General features: G+C 64.7%; 17 protein-coding genes. 7 read left to right on the forward strand and 10 right to left on the reverse strand.

Annotated elements, in window-relative coordinates:
* Positions 1-68 precede the first annotated feature (68 nt).
* The 5 genes from NLM31_RS18110 (at position 69) to NLM31_RS18130 (ending at position 2845) form a co-directional block, all read left to right on the forward strand.
* Positions 69-449 (forward strand): nuclear transport factor 2 family protein, encoded by a 381-nt coding sequence (locus tag NLM31_RS18110; RefSeq protein WP_254193126.1) that lies wholly within the window; start codon positions 69-71, stop codon positions 447-449.
* A 296-nt stretch (positions 450-745) separates the two neighbouring features.
* The gene (locus NLM31_RS18115) at positions 746-1207 is read left to right on the forward strand and encodes a tellurite resistance TerB family protein (protein ID WP_254193127.1); all 462 of its coding nucleotides are present in this window, start codon (positions 746-748) and stop codon (positions 1205-1207) included.
* 2 nt (positions 1208-1209) lie between these two features.
* Entirely contained in the window at positions 1210-1572 is a 363-nt protein-coding gene (locus NLM31_RS18120; protein WP_254193128.1) for a hypothetical protein, read from the forward strand.
* A complete protein-coding gene (locus tag NLM31_RS18125; RefSeq protein WP_254193129.1) occupies positions 1569-2207 on the forward strand; it encodes a TerC family protein in 639 nt (212 codons plus the stop codon). Before NLM31_RS18120 ends, NLM31_RS18125 begins: the two co-directional genes overlap by 4 nt.
* A 53-nt stretch (positions 2208-2260) precedes the next feature.
* A complete protein-coding gene (locus NLM31_RS18130) occupies positions 2261-2845 on the forward strand; it encodes a TIGR00645 family protein (RefSeq protein WP_254193130.1) in 585 nt (194 codons plus the stop codon).
* A 15-nt stretch (positions 2846-2860) separates the two neighbouring features.
* Here NLM31_RS18130 and NLM31_RS18135 read toward each other — a convergent pair whose 3' ends face one another.
* Together NLM31_RS18135 and NLM31_RS18140 are read right to left on the reverse strand one after the other, a co-directional pair.
* Positions 2861-3829 (reverse strand): helix-turn-helix domain-containing protein, encoded by a 969-nt coding sequence (locus tag NLM31_RS18135; protein ID WP_254193131.1) that lies wholly within the window; start codon positions 3827-3829, stop codon positions 2861-2863.
* A 138-nt stretch (positions 3830-3967) separates the two neighbouring features.
* Positions 3968-4906, reverse strand: a complete 939-nt coding sequence (locus tag NLM31_RS18140; RefSeq protein WP_254193132.1) for a LysR family transcriptional regulator — start codon at positions 4904-4906, stop codon at positions 3968-3970.
* A 160-nt stretch (positions 4907-5066) separates the two neighbouring features.
* Between NLM31_RS18140 and NLM31_RS18145 the strand changes: the two genes are divergently transcribed.
* On the forward strand, positions 5067-5621 hold the full coding sequence (locus NLM31_RS18145; RefSeq protein WP_254196221.1) for a hypothetical protein: 555 nt from the start codon (positions 5067-5069) through the stop codon (positions 5619-5621).
* A gap of 22 nt (positions 5622-5643) precedes the next feature.
* On the opposite strand, the gene NLM31_RS18150 is transcribed toward NLM31_RS18145, so the two are convergent.
* From NLM31_RS18150 to NLM31_RS18160, 3 genes are all read right to left on the reverse strand, one after another.
* Entirely contained in the window at positions 5644-6429 is a 786-nt protein-coding gene (locus tag NLM31_RS18150; protein ID WP_254193133.1) for a glutamate racemase, read from the reverse strand.
* An 86-nt stretch (positions 6430-6515) separates the two neighbouring features.
* Positions 6516-7076: a DUF2478 domain-containing protein gene (locus NLM31_RS18155; RefSeq protein ID WP_254193134.1), complete on the reverse strand. Its 561-nt coding sequence runs from the start codon at positions 7074-7076 to the stop codon at positions 6516-6518.
* Between the two features lie 71 nt (positions 7077-7147).
* Positions 7148-8557, reverse strand: a complete 1410-nt coding sequence (locus tag NLM31_RS18160; protein ID WP_254130672.1) for an aldehyde dehydrogenase family protein — start codon at positions 8555-8557, stop codon at positions 7148-7150.
* Between the two features lie 180 nt (positions 8558-8737).
* Between NLM31_RS18160 and NLM31_RS18165 the strand changes: the two genes are divergently transcribed.
* The gene (locus NLM31_RS18165; RefSeq protein WP_254193135.1) at positions 8738-9115 is read left to right on the forward strand and encodes a hypothetical protein; all 378 of its coding nucleotides are present in this window, start codon (positions 8738-8740) and stop codon (positions 9113-9115) included.
* Here the strand turns inward: NLM31_RS18165 and NLM31_RS18170 are convergent.
* The 5 genes from NLM31_RS18170 to NLM31_RS18190 all read right to left on the reverse strand — a co-directional run bounded on the left by NLM31_RS18170 (position 9112) and on the right by NLM31_RS18190 (position 12854).
* A complete protein-coding gene (locus NLM31_RS18170; protein WP_254193136.1) occupies positions 9112-9717 on the reverse strand; it encodes a glutathione S-transferase family protein in 606 nt (201 codons plus the stop codon). The two genes, NLM31_RS18165 and NLM31_RS18170, sit on opposite strands and share 4 nt — an antisense overlap.
* Before the next feature lie 21 nt (positions 9718-9738).
* Positions 9739-10113, reverse strand: a complete 375-nt coding sequence (locus tag NLM31_RS18175) for a winged helix-turn-helix domain-containing protein (protein WP_148771320.1) — start codon at positions 10111-10113, stop codon at positions 9739-9741.
* A 140-nt stretch (positions 10114-10253) separates the two neighbouring features.
* Positions 10254-11540, reverse strand: a complete 1287-nt coding sequence (locus NLM31_RS18180) for a nitrate/nitrite transporter (protein ID WP_254193137.1) — start codon at positions 11538-11540, stop codon at positions 10254-10256.
* Between the two features lie 43 nt (positions 11541-11583).
* Positions 11584-12027, reverse strand: a complete 444-nt coding sequence (locus tag NLM31_RS18185) for a cupin domain-containing protein (protein ID WP_254193138.1) — start codon at positions 12025-12027, stop codon at positions 11584-11586.
* A gap of 26 nt (positions 12028-12053) precedes the next feature.
* Positions 12054-12854: an alpha/beta fold hydrolase gene (locus tag NLM31_RS18190; protein ID WP_254193139.1), complete on the reverse strand. Its 801-nt coding sequence runs from the start codon at positions 12852-12854 to the stop codon at positions 12054-12056.
* Between the last annotated feature and the right edge of the window lie 5 nt (positions 12855-12859).

Below are 12859 nucleotides of genomic sequence, written 5' to 3' on the forward strand. Positions count from 1 at the left end.
GCCGGCTTGCCGCCGGCTGCCCACGTTCCGATCTAGGCAAGACCGAAACCGCAAGGCGGGAGATCGAGATGGATGACCAGGCCAAATTGGCGGCGCTGCAGCGCCACTGGGAGGCGTCGGATGCGAACGATTTCGAGGCCGAGCATGACATCTACCGCGACGACGCCGTGCTCGATTATCCGCAGTCCGGCGAGCGTATCCGCGGCCGACGGAACATCCAGCAGAGCCGCTTCGTGCAGCCGAACCAGAAGCGCTTCACGGTGCGGCGGATTATCGGTGGCGGCGATCTCTGGGTGAGCGAATTCGTCCTGACCTATGACGGGGTGCCATCCTACGTCGTCAGCATCATGGAATTCCGCGACGGATTGGTAGCGCACGAAACGCAATATTTCGGTGACCGGTTCGATCCGTCACCATCGCGCGCGCATCTCGTGGAGGTCGTTGGTTAGGAGCGAAGCTCACGCCTGCACGCGTAACGAGAGCGCGACCCGGAACTCCGATGCGGCGGCTGGTCGCACGCGTCTCGTCTTGATTCCGGCGCACCCGGCTTTATCTCTGGGGAGAACAAGAATCCGGGCCCCTCTGGCGAGGACGCTGACAATGTCAGCAAAACCTCGCGATGTCGGATGACCTGTCCCGCGCGAATGCGATGGATCGGCCGATCGTCGGGCCTTCTTACGTTCCCTCCGACCAATCGTCCCATCTGCAGCTCCGCGCGGCCATTTCGCAAGATTGAGGAGCGACGATGTCTGACGCCAATAATTCCAATCCGATCGAACTCGAGATCACCGAGCCGCGCAGCTTTAGCGAGCAGGCTGCGGTGGCGCTGGTGATCGCCGGCGCACTGGTTGCCGTGGCCGACCGGCGCGTGTCGCCGGTCGAGCGCGACGAGGTGATCCGGTTCATCAGGGAACGCGGATTGGCGCCGCATATCAGCGAGGAGCGCCTGTTTGCGATGTTCGACGAGCTCGCCGAACGGCTCGAAGAGCCTGATTTCGCCAATGTGGTGATCGACACCTTGCGGCCGGTCTCGGACCTGCCGCTGTCGTCCCATCTCATCGAGCTGTCGGAGCGCGTCGCGGCCGCGGACGAGGACGTGCATCCGCACGAGGTGCAGGCGATCAAGCTGTTGCGCCTGCTGACGCTGGTGCTGCCGCGCGCGAAGCCGGTCGGGGCGGCTGCGGTCAGCGCCGCCGCGAAGGCGTGAGCATGAGCGCAGCTTCGGACGAGCAAAAGACGAGGTCTGCGGGCGCCACCGGTCAACCGGCCGGTGGCGACCCGCGGCTTGACGCGCTCGTTCATCGGCTGCCGCCGCGCCTTGCCGGCACCGTCGACTATCTCCTGCAACCGTCCAGCCGCTGGGTCCGGATTCCCTCGGGCGCGCTGCTCGTCGTCGGTGGCGTGCTGTCCTTCCTGCCGGTCCTCGGCATCTGGATGCTGCCACTCGGCCTCGCGCTGCTCGCCGAGGACGTGCCGGCGCTGCGTGCGTCCCGCTCAAAGGTCTTCGATTGGATCGAGCGCCGCAAACCGCACTGGCTGGATCCGTCAGTTTCGAAAAATAATCAGTCATGATTGAACTCATCACCGCCGAAGCGCTGACCGCGCTGCTCCAGGTCGTTCTGATCGACCTCGTGCTCGCCGGCGACAATGCCGTCGTCATCGGTCTCGCCGCTGCAGGCCTCCCGGCCGATCAGCGCCGCCGTGCCATCGTCGTCGGCATCGTGGCCGCGACCGGCTTGCGCATCGTCTTCGCCGGCGTCGCAACCCAGCTCCTGCAGGTGATCGGCCTGCTGCTCGCCGGCGGTGTGCTGTTGCTGTGGGTGTGCTGGAAGATGTGGCGCGAGCTGCGTGAGCAGGCCGCGCATGCGAACCAGCTTGCCTTCAGCCATGGCGGTGGAGCGACCAGCGCGGCTGCGCCGCGCAAGACGTTCAAGCAGGCTGCCTTGCAGATCGTCGCCGCCGACGTCTCGATGTCGCTCGACAACGTGCTCGCGGTCGCGGGCGCGGCGCGAGAGCACCCCTACATCCTCGTCTTCGGCCTGGTCCTGTCAGTCGCGCTGATGGGCGTCGCGGCCGATCTGCTCGGCCGCGTGCTCCAGAAGCAGCGCTGGATCGCCTATGTCGGCCTCGCCATCATCGTCTACGTCGCCTTCGAGATGATCTATCGCGGCTCGCTCGAGCTCGCGCCTGTCATCGCGAGCCTCTAAGTCCTGCCTTCCTGAAGTCCTGCCTTCCTGCCTACGTTTTTCTGGAGTGATCGATGTCGTCTGAACCCCAAGCACCTTTGGCCGCGCGTGCGCCGCAGCCGCCGATCGGCCTGTTTCCGCGGCTGATCTTCGGCTCGCGCTGGCTGCAATTGCCGCTCTATGTCGGCCTCATCGTCGCGCAGGCCGTTTACGTGCTGCTGTTCCTGAAAGAGCTCTGGCACCTGGTCGCGCACTCCTTCGACGCCAGCGAGCAGCAGATCATGCTGGTCGTGCTCGGCCTGATCGACGTCGTCATGATCTCGAACCTGCTCGTCATGGTGATCGTCGGCGGTTACGAGACCTTTGTCTCCCGCCTGAACCTGCGCGGCCATCCCGACGAGCCGGAATGGCTGAGCCATGTCAACGCCAGCGTGCTCAAGATCAAGCTCGCGATGGCGATCGTCGGCATCTCCTCGATCTCGCTGCTCAGGACCTTCATCGAGGCCGGCAATCTCGGCACCACGCGCAGCAATTTCACCGAGACCGGCGTGATGTGGCAGGTGCTGATCCACCTGACCTTCATCATCTCGGCGATCGGCATCGCCTGGGTCGACCGCCTCAGCGAAAACGGACATCGCAAGGAGAACGGTCACGCCTGAGCGCGAGCCGCTCGCTCAGGCGCCGACGGCAAAATGAAGCGGTCGCCGTCCGCGCGCCAGCGTCTCGGACGGTGCTTCGCCGAAGGCCTGCTTGTAGCCCCTCGAGAAATCGCCGAGGTGCCAGAAGCCGTTGCCGAGCGCTGCGGCCTTCACCGTCAATCCGTCGCCTCCGGTCATGAGCTGGATGCGAACGGCCCACAGGCGCTTGAGACGCAGATAGTGATGCAGGCTGACGCCGTGCACCGCTTGCGTCGCGACCTGGAGCGTGCGCGCGGACACGCCAAGCGCAGCTGCGAGGTCGTCGCTGTAGAGCGGCTTGCTACCGAACAGTTCGACGACCTCGTCGAGCTGCGCAATCAGCTTGCGGTGCCGGTCGAACGAACCGGGACGGGCGGTGCGGGCCTCGGCCGGCACCAGGACAGCGTCGAGGCCTGCGAGCAGCGTTTCCTGGATCGGACGGTTGAGCGCCTCGAATTGACGCGGCGAACCGCATGCCGAAGCCAGCGAGAACATCTCCAGGAAAATGGCGCGCAAGCGTGCCATCGGATCGTCCTGCGTGCGGACATAGGCGAGGCCGGAGTTGAAATCCGCCCAGCCGCGATGCCGCATGTCCGAGTTGAAGCGCAGCATGACATAGGTGTTGGGTTGCTGCTCCATCGACTCCACCGGCGCCTTGCCGCGCATCACGGCGATGGTCGAACTGTCGACCTCGCCGCCGTTGGTGATGGCGTGAAAGGAAAGGGGCACAACGAGGCCGATGCCGGTGTCCGTCCCGATCTCGGCTTCGTAGCGTCGCGCAAACGCGCGCTGAAGTACGAACAGCCCGTTCTGGAGCGGCAGGATTGCGCGCGACAGCGAGAACTCGCGCGGCCGAAGCGGCGTGCTGGTGCCGAGGCCGAGTACCTCGTTGGCACGAAACTCGCTGAAATCCGAGAAGCGCTCGATTTTCAGGACTCGCGAAGGCTTCAGCCGATTGACCGGCATGTCGATGTCCCAGGGGCCACAGCTGTCGGGGTGGAACCGAAACAATTACCAGACGGCCAACTGCTGTTCATATCCCGGAAACTACTGCCATTTCAGCGGCGATTCCTATTGCGCGTGATCGCAGGGGACGCATGCAGATCACGCGATGTGCGGATAGGCCGCATTCTCCCGCCGTTCGCGCTCGCCCAGTTCACGGACGATCTCCTGCAGGAACGACTCCGTGAAAGCGGGCAGGGTGCGCTCGGCGCGAACATAGATGCCGAGATCCGACCACACCGGGCTGCCCGCATTGTCGAGCGGCAGGAACACGAGCTGAGCGTCGCGCGACAGCCGGCCGATGCCGAGCTGGGTCTGGAAGGCGACACCGACGCCGCGCGCGGCGAGCTCGCGCATGAGGTCGATCGAGTTGGCTTGAATCGCCGGCTCCGGTGTCTCGGAGAGCTGCGCGATCAAGGGCTGCAGCAAATGGTAGATCGACAGCTCCGGCAGCGCGTGAATGACGGGGAAGGCGAGGCACTGCTCCAGCGTCACCGTCTTGCGGCGCGCCAGCGGATGCTCGCGCGCGACGAGCGCGCCGAGGCGAAACCGCTTCAGCGCGACCTGCCGCAGGTCGGGCGGATGCCTGAGCGCGATGGCGATGCCGATATCGGCCTCACCCCGGCGCAGGGCTTCGAGCACATCGGACGATCCCATGACTTCCGTGGTGAAGCTGACGCGCCGGGCACGGGTCCGGTGCGAGGCGATCAGATCCGGCAGCACCGATTCGGTGAGGGACTCGATGCAGGCGATGCTGACGCTGCCGTGCCAGGCGCCGGACAGGGACTCGACGTCCGAGCGGAAGCGATCGAGGTCCTGAAGCACGTTCATGACGTGGCGCGCGAGCATCTCGCCGACCGTCGTCAGGGTCAGGCCGCGCGCATTGCGCTCGAATAAGGGTGATCCAACCTCTTGTTCAAGCTTGAGAATTTGGCGACTGACCGCTGAGGAGGCGACGTTCAGGAGGCGTGCCGCGGCGCGGATCGAGCCGGTGCGGCGGACGGCATGGAAGTACTGGATGGACGGTGAGTGAAAGCGCATGGGCAGACTATAGCTGTTGCCGAAACGGCAGCAACATGTACGAAATTCTCTGCCTTTTGAGAGCGCCGGTTTCACCCTAATGTCACGTGCTGACGGGCCTGCCGGGCCCGCGCAGCGACGCGCCCGCAACGATGCGGCTGGGGATTTTGGGGTGAACGAGATGATCGCTGGCGAGCTGGAGCACGGGCGCGACACCCGTCTCGTCGATCGCCGCCGCGCCGCCGCCTATGTCGGCGTGACCGCCGGCCGCTTCGAGCAGCTGGTGCGCGACAATGTCGTGCCGCCGCCGGTCATGGTCGACAACAAGCGGCGCTGGCCGCTCGCCTTGCTCGATGACGCCAGGGAAGCGGTCGGCAGCAGCATGCCGTCGCAGCCCGTGGTGCGCGCCGATGTCGAGGCGCGCCCCTGCGATCGCGACAATGTGCCGTCTTCGCGCGAGCTGCCCGATCAAGCCTGGTTCGAGCAGCGCGCGAGCTTCGTGCAGCGCGTCCGCTGTTCGCTGCTCTCGGGCAACGAGATTCGCCTGCTGCGCGAGTTCAAGCTGCTCAGGCAGAACCAGATCAGCATGTACGGTTATTACGGCAGCTTCGAAGCGCTGATGGTGCGCGGCTATATCGTCGAGACCGACCGCAAGCCGCCATCGAGCCGCCCGCTGGTGAGTTATCGCCTGACGGCGCAGGGCGAGCAGGTGATCGCGGCGCTGAGGGACGAATAGCAGGTCGCAATGATCGCGCCGCTCAGACGCGCTCGATGGTCAAATCGAGCCCGAGGCGCGCGAGCATGCGCTGAAAATCCCCAAGATCATAACCCTCGCGCTCTGAAACCAGGGTCCGGAAGGTGCCGGAGCCGGGAGTCGCGTACGAGCCGACCGCCGCGACGACGTCGTCGGCCGGATCGAGAAACCGCAGGCGCGGCCCGGCCTGCTCGAAATAGCGCAATAGCCAGGGCAGATGCGTGGACGATAATGTCGCCACATCCGTGTCCGGATGGAGCGTGCCGAGCTTGGCGCGCACGGCGGCCAGCGTTGTCTCGGGGTCGGTCAGAAACTTGCTGTTCTCGACAAGCTCGACCAGATCCGACGCGCTGACGAGGTCGACGTTGCCTTGCCCGGCGGATTCGCGCCCGACATAGCCGCGAATTTCAGAGCTCGAGATCAAAGACGCGACGCCCAGAACGGTGATCCGTTTCGTGACGGATGTGTCGAGCGCGCGCCGGACGGGCGGAAACACGCCGATGATCGGCGTCGGGCTCCAATCCTTGAGATCGTCGAGGACCATGACCGAAGGCGCATTGGAAGCGATCACGATTGCTGCCGGACCGAAACTCTCCAGGCGTTCGATCGTCCGTCGCATCACGGCGAGCAGCTCGGTCCGGCCCTTGCCGCCATAGGGGAAGCTGGCGCGATCGGCGAAGTAGAGCACATCCTGACCGGGAAACCGGTCCGCGATCTTGCGCGCGATGGCGTAGCTGCCGATCCCGGCATCGAAGACCGCGATGGGCCGGTTCAGGGTGACATTGTTCACGATGCAGCACGCCGAGCTGATGAAGGACGCGACGTCTCTGCATCAGCCACAGGCCGATGTAAACCCACACCAGGTTGCGGATTATTTCACTTCAAAATTTCACAAACCGTCGGATGCTCATCGGGCATAGGTGCGGCATCTTGCGTCGAGATAGCCTGCCACCAAATGTCCAGCGCGCCGCGATCGCAACCAAGCTTGACGCTCATGCCGCCGGCGAACTTGATCCAGTCGGCGAAGTGGTCTCTGCCGACCGCGATCACCACGGGGATGTCGGCATCGAGCGCGCGCTCGATCAGATAGGACAGGCCCTTGCCGTCGCGTTCGCGCTTGCCGAAGCGGTTGATGATGACGAGGTCGGCGCCGTGCGAGAGCGCATCCGCGATCCGCGTCCCCGCATTCTGCAGCCGTGCCAAATCGAGGCGGCAGCCTTGTGCGGCCGGGTCGAAATCCTGCGCGAGCAGCAACTTTTCGCCGCTGTGAAGCAGGATGGCCGAGAGGCTGGAATCGGCGCATTGGCCGGCCTGCACCATGCCGACGACGCGATGGCCGCGCGTCACCAGATCGGCGGCGAAGCTGCGCAAGACGGCGTCGGGGTCCTGATCGGGCGTGTAGACGAGGGCGGCGAGGTCGCATTGCGCATCGAACATGGTCCGCCTCCGTTTCCATCACAAATGAGGAAGGGGCCGCGGCGGTTCCGCCGCGGCCCCCGGTTTTTGGATCAGGCCGCGGGCGGGCCGTTGATGATCTGGAGCTGGGTGAATTCGGCGAGGCCTTCCTCGGCGAACTCGGTACCGATGCCCGACTGCTTGGCGCCGCCGAACGGGATGTGCGGGGCCATGTCGAGATGCTTGTTGATCCAGACCGTGCCGGACTCGAGCTGCGTTGCCACCTCGTGGGCGCGCTTGATGTCGGACGACCAGACCGAGGCGCCGAGGCCGTAGGTCGTCGCGTTGGCGCGGCGGATCACGTCATCCTTATCGGAATATTTGATCAGCGGCAGCACCGGTCCGAACTGCTCCTCGTCGACCAGCTTCGAGCCTTCCTTGATGTCGCGCACGATGGTCGGTTCGATGAAATAGCCGGGACGGTCCATCGCGGCGCCGCCGGCGACCACCTTGCCGTTCTTGTGCGCGTCCTCGAGGAACGTCTTCACCTTCTCGTACTGCATCTTGTTCTGCAGCGGCCCGAGCTTGGTGCCCTGCTTGGAACCGTCGTCGACGACCGTGCTCTTGGCGATCGCGACCAGCTCGTCGCAGAGCTCGTCATAGACGGACTCGTGCACATAGAGCCGCTTGATGGCGAGGCAGACCTGGCCGGAGTTCTGGAACGCGCCTTCGAAGATGCCGGGTGCGACCTTCTTCGGGTCGACGTCGTCGAGCACGATGCCGGCGTCGTTGCCGCCAAGCTCGAGCGTGATGCGCTTGAGCGTCTGCGCAGCACTCGCCATCACCTTCTGGCCGGTGGCCGTCGAGCCGGTGAAGGAGATCTTGCGGATGTCGGGATGCTTGGTCATCTCGCCGCCGAGATCGTTGGCGTCGGTAATGAAGTTGAGCACGCCCTTCGGCACGACGTCCTTGATCAGCTCGGCGAAGCGCAGGGAGGAGAGCGGCGTGGTCGGCGCGGGCTTCACGATCAGGGTGTTGCCGGCGATGAGCGCGGAGGGCAGCTTGAAGGCGAGGATCAGGAGGGGATAGTTCCAGGGGATGATGGCGCCGACGACGCCGAGCGGGCGGCGATAGGCTTCCACCTTGCGGTCGCCGGAATTCTCGATGACCTTCATCGGCAGATCGAGTGAGCCGAGATAGCGGAAGAAGGCGGCCATGCCGAGCACTTCGCCGGTGGCATCCGCGAGCGGCTTGCCCTGTTCGGCGGTGAGCAGGCGCGCGAGCTCGCCGGAGTTGGCCTCGATCACGTCGGCCATCTTCATCACGACCTTGCGGCGGTCCTCCATCGAGGTCGCGGACCAGGCCGGGAAGGCAGCCTTCGCGGCGGCAACGGCCGTATCAAGCTGCGACTTCGAGGCGCGAGGGCATTGTGCCACCACCTCTTCGGTCGCGGGATTGAGAACCGGCATCGTCATGTCGCCGGGCACCATTTTGCCGTCGATGAGAAGATTGAAGTCACTCATAGGCTTTTCGCTCCCTTGCAGAACGGGCCGTTCGGGCCTCGCTATATCGAACTATATATCACGCCCCGGCCGAACGGGCCATGGCGGCCGGTTCGATCAAATCCAGAAAAGCAGGCTGGACGCGGGTGGACATATCGATATATCTTGACGGATATAGCGAACTGCGTTCCGGGACTGGCGATGGAAATCAAGGTGAGGCAGCTCACGACCTGCGAGGTGGCGGCCGACGGCGGTGCGATCTCGCTGGGCTTCGAGGACGTGACGGGGAGTACCGCGGCCGTCAGTGTCTCGCTCAACCAGGTCGGTGCCCTCATCATGACGCTGCCCGGCCTGCTCGAGGCGGCCCTGAAAGCCCGCTACGGCGACCAGAGCCTGCGCTATGCTTATCCGCTGGCATCCTGGGCGATCGAACAGTCGACCGACACGAGCCAGCGCATCATCACGCTTCAGACCGAGGACGGCTTCAAGGTCCGCTTCTCGATCCCCAGGGACGAGCAGAGCCTGCTCGGCGAAGCGCTGACGCAGCCGATGCCGGACATGCCGGTGCGGCCGAACTAGGGCTCGCTGACCTGGAAGAGCGGTTGTTCTGCGAGCCTGCTCGTCAGTGCGCGTAGCCTGGGCATGAGAACATCGGTATCGATGCCGCGTGCACGCGCGAGCCGTTCCGCGACAACGGCGGTCACATCGGCCTGGGTGAGACGCTCGAGCAACAAATACGGCTGCTTCGGCTCTATCATGGCTTCGACCGTGTTAAGCGCATTGGCGGCCTGGGCCATGCAGTCGTCGATCCACGGCTGATGCACCTTCTCCGGCGGACGGTGGTTGCCCTCATAGGCCGCGTGAAGGCACTTCTCGCACACGCCCATCATCATGGCCGCGACCTTCAAGACGGCGCGGCGATCGGCGCCGTGGCGCGGCGTGAGAGGCTGGTCGCCACCGTAGGCTTCATCGAGATGATCAATGATCGCGTCGCTATCGATCAACGTCTCGCCGCTGTCGAGCACGAGCGCCGGAATGCGGCCAAGCGGATTGCTTGCCCTGACCTCCGCGCGGTCGCCGAAGCCGGACAGTGCACGCTGCTCAAACGGAACGCCGTAAATATTGAGCGTGATCGCAACGCGTCGCGTAAACGGTGAGCGATTGACCCCGATCAGCAGCATTGCGCGATCCCGACCATTGGTTCACGACTTGCGGGAACGGGCGATGTCGCTCTTCAGCGCTTCCAGATCCTTGTGCACCGCGCGGGCGGCGTCGCGCTCGATCTTGCGGTAGCGCGCAACGAGCTTTTCGCCGAACGGAGTCAGCATTGCGCCGCCGCCGTTCTTGCCGCCGGCCTGCGGCTCGACCGCGGGATGTCCGCAGATCCGGTTGATCTCGTCGACGAGATCCCAGGCGCGCTTGTAGGACATGTCCATGGCGCGGCCGGCCCCGGAGATCGAGCCTTGCTCGCGGATCTGCTCCAGAAGCTCGATCTTGCCGGGCCCGATCCGGTCCTCGCCGTCGAGGTCGATGCGAAGGCTCAGCTGGGGAAGGGATTTGGCGCTCGCGCGCGACATGACCGGCTCTCTTGAATGACTCTAAACAGAGAGTGCCACTCTTGCCCACGGTGGACAAGGTGAAGGCGCCGGATTTCCCAGAAGATAGACCTTTGTCGAGGGCACGGGCGCGAGCCCGTGCCCTCGTAGACGCCTGCACCTTACTCCGCGGGGCTTCCGACCACCGCGCCCTGACTGACGTCCTCGCGGGCAAGGATCACCAGGAGGCCGACGATGACGAGTTCGACAACCGCGAAGGCGATGAAGGCGCCGGTGAACGAGCCCCCGGAGGCGTTGATGATGGCACCCATCATCCAGGGCGCCACGAACGCCGAGAAGATGCCAAACACCTCGGCGTATCCGATCGCGGCCGGCGCCAGCGCGTCGGAGTATTTTTCGCTGAGCAGGGCGAAGATCGCGCCGCCGCCGAGCAGCGCGATGCCGCTGAGCGCCGCAAACAGCACCAGCATCGGAAACGACATCGGAGTGACCACGCTCCACAGGAACATCAGCGCCGTCAGGAAAGCGAGACATGCGGTGAGCTTGATCATGAAAGGCTTGCCGAGCCGATCGGACATGTACCCGCCAATCACCAGGAACAGCACCTGCGACAGCCCCATGACGGTGCCGATGATTGCGCCGGCCTCCGGGGGCATATGCTGCACGGTGATGAAGGCCGGCACCACCCAGGTGGCGGTACCGGCGATCGCGAAGGTGCAGGCCACGATGCCGAAGCCGCCGACCGCGATCCATTTCGAGCGGAATATCTCGCCGAGCGGCAGGTGCTGCTGCGGTGTTTCGTTGCCCCAGGTGAAACCGTCGAGGCCAAGCTCGCGCGGATTGTTGCGGACGACGAGTGCATCGACGGCCGCGACCAGCAGCGTGCCGATGGCCAGCACGGCGAAGAAGGTTCGCCAACCGGTCGCGATCGTCAGGGGGATGCCGAGCGCGAAATCCATGGTGATGGCGAGGCTGTAGGCGGCGAGGATGATGCCGACCACCGAGCCGCGCCGGCTTTGCGGAAACCAGCCGAAGATCAGCTTCATATTGCCGATGAAGATGCCGGCGTCAAAGAAGCCGATCACGAGCCGGAGTATCACGAGCTGCGTGTAACTCTGCACGAACACCTGAAGCACCATGCCGATTCCGGTGCCCGCAAGCCCGATCAGCAGCATGTTGCGCGCCGTCATCGACCGGCTGACCGGCGACCACACCACCATGCCGATGCCGTAAGTCAGCGCAAAGATACCTTGCGCAAGCCCGGCCTCGGCGGGATTGAGCTTGAGGCTCTCGGAGACGAAAGGCAGTACCGCCGCGAAGGCATACCAGTCCGCGGCGAGAAATATCTCGCAGAGGATGGCCAGCGCCAGCATGCCCTTTTGCCACCGGGCTATCCGACGGCGGTCGCTCTCGGAGATGGTCGTCCAAGTCGTTGTCAGCGTGGTCATCATCGGGTCTCGCGGTTTGCGTGTCGGTGGAATCGGCGCAGCGTCAGGCAGGCGGCGGCAGGAAATTCACCTCGTGCTCGGCGGCGCGTCGCACCACCTCCTGCGGATCGGGGAGATTGTGGATGCGTTCGAACAGCTCCTTGAGCGACCGCGTCGGTGCGACCCAGAACAGGCTGGTGGCGGTTTCGCCCGATTTGTTGAAGATGCCGTGGGGGACGCCCTTGGGCATGCGCACGAGGTCGCCGGCCCTGGCCACAAAGTCCTTGCCGTCGAGCCAGAGGTCGTAGCGGCCGCTCAGCACATAGACGAACTCATCCTGGGTCGGATGGATGTGCGGCGGCACGAAGGTGCCGTCCGGAAAAACGGCATGCCAGGCCATCGAGGCTTCGGAATGCTGCTTCAGCGTGTAGGTCTGGCCCAGAATGTTCCAGACGACGTTGCCAAAACCTTCCTTGGCAGGGGTTACGCCCGGAGGCATCTCGATCATGGTGATGTCCTTTGGTGTGTGCGGGATCATTCGGCGAGGAAGTCGGTGACGTGGTGCGCGGAGGACGGCGTTTCCTCGAACACGAGATGTCCGGTCGCGGGCACCAGCACCACGCGTGCGTCGGGAAGTCCTGCTTTCCAGGCCTCTGCCTGGGCGGTCGGACGCAGGCGATCGGCAGCCCCCCACAGCACGAGCGTCGGCATCGCGATCCGATGCAGCCAATGCGCGAGCTTGGGATTGCCCTGCGGTTCGCTGCGGATCAGCTTGGCAAAGCCGGTGACCTCGCGTCCGAGCCGGGCGTCGAAAGCCGGGTCGGGCGCCTTGGGAAAATAACGGAGTGCCGCGGCCGGATCGTGCGCGAGATAGGCGGGCAATTCTTGCGGCGCGATCTCGAACAATCCCGGTGCAGGCGCGCTTCCGACCACAAGACCGGCGGGTGCAACCAGCACCAGCTTGCGGATCCGATGCGGCTGACGGATCGCGAACTCCGCGGCAAGCCATCCGCCGAGCGAGAACCCGGCGAGGTCGAATTGCTTAAGGCCAAGCTTGTCGAATAGATCCATGTAGTGAAGGACGTGATCCTCGACGGTGTCGATCGTCTCGGCGTCATCGGAGTCGCCGAAGCCCGCGTGATAGGGGATGATGACGGTGTGCCGTTTCGCCCAAACACGCGCCATCTCGAAGCCGGTGAAGGTGCCGGTGCCGTGCAGGAACACGAGTGCCGGGCCGCTCCCGATGCTGTGGACGACGGTGCGCACGCCGTTGATCGTATAGTCCGCGCGCGAGAAGCCGGCGAGATCGGGTGAGGGTTTGGGGGTATCAAGCATGGTTG

The organism is Bradyrhizobium sp. CCGUVB4N, assembly GCF_024199945.1.
GTDB lineage: Bacteria > Pseudomonadota > Alphaproteobacteria > Rhizobiales > Xanthobacteraceae > Bradyrhizobium.

Excerpts from the sequence above, each read along its gene's own strand:
- NLM31_RS18110 (WP_254193126.1), top strand. The coding sequence starts at position 69 with ATGGATGACCAGGCCAAATTGGCGGCGCTGCAGCGCCACTGGGAGGCG.
- NLM31_RS18175 (WP_148771320.1), bottom strand. The coding sequence starts at position 10,113 with ATGTCGCGCGCGAGCGCCAAATCCCTTCCCCAGCTGAGCCTTCGCATC.
- NLM31_RS18185 (WP_254193138.1), bottom strand. The coding sequence starts at position 12,027 with ATGATCGAGATGCCTCCGGGCGTAACCCCTGCCAAGGAAGGTTTTGGC.
- NLM31_RS18190 (WP_254193139.1), bottom strand. The coding sequence starts at position 12,854 with ATGCTTGATACCCCCAAACCCTCACCCGATCTCGCCGGCTTCTCGCGC.
- NLM31_RS18140 (WP_254193132.1), bottom strand. The coding sequence starts at position 4,906 with ATGCGCTTTCACTCACCGTCCATCCAGTACTTCCATGCCGTCCGCCGC.
- NLM31_RS18135 (WP_254193131.1), bottom strand. The coding sequence starts at position 3,829 with ATGCCGGTCAATCGGCTGAAGCCTTCGCGAGTCCTGAAAATCGAGCGC.
- NLM31_RS18120 (WP_254193128.1), top strand. The coding sequence starts at position 1,210 with ATGAGCGCAGCTTCGGACGAGCAAAAGACGAGGTCTGCGGGCGCCACC.
- NLM31_RS18165 (WP_254193135.1), top strand. The coding sequence starts at position 8,738 with ATGGAAATCAAGGTGAGGCAGCTCACGACCTGCGAGGTGGCGGCCGAC.
- NLM31_RS18145 (WP_254196221.1), top strand. The coding sequence starts at position 5,067 with ATGATCGCTGGCGAGCTGGAGCACGGGCGCGACACCCGTCTCGTCGAT.
- NLM31_RS18180 (WP_254193137.1), bottom strand. The coding sequence starts at position 11,540 with ATGACCACGCTGACAACGACTTGGACGACCATCTCCGAGAGCGACCGC.
- NLM31_RS18160 (WP_254130672.1), bottom strand. The coding sequence starts at position 8,557 with ATGAGTGACTTCAATCTTCTCATCGACGGCAAAATGGTGCCCGGCGAC.
- NLM31_RS18115 (WP_254193127.1), top strand. The coding sequence starts at position 746 with ATGTCTGACGCCAATAATTCCAATCCGATCGAACTCGAGATCACCGAG.
- NLM31_RS18170 (WP_254193136.1), bottom strand. The coding sequence starts at position 9,717 with ATGCTGCTGATCGGGGTCAATCGCTCACCGTTTACGCGACGCGTTGCG.
- NLM31_RS18125 (WP_254193129.1), top strand. The coding sequence starts at position 1,569 with ATGATTGAACTCATCACCGCCGAAGCGCTGACCGCGCTGCTCCAGGTC.
- NLM31_RS18155 (WP_254193134.1), bottom strand. The coding sequence starts at position 7,076 with ATGTTCGATGCGCAATGCGACCTCGCCGCCCTCGTCTACACGCCCGAT.
- NLM31_RS18130 (WP_254193130.1), top strand. The coding sequence starts at position 2,261 with ATGTCGTCTGAACCCCAAGCACCTTTGGCCGCGCGTGCGCCGCAGCCG.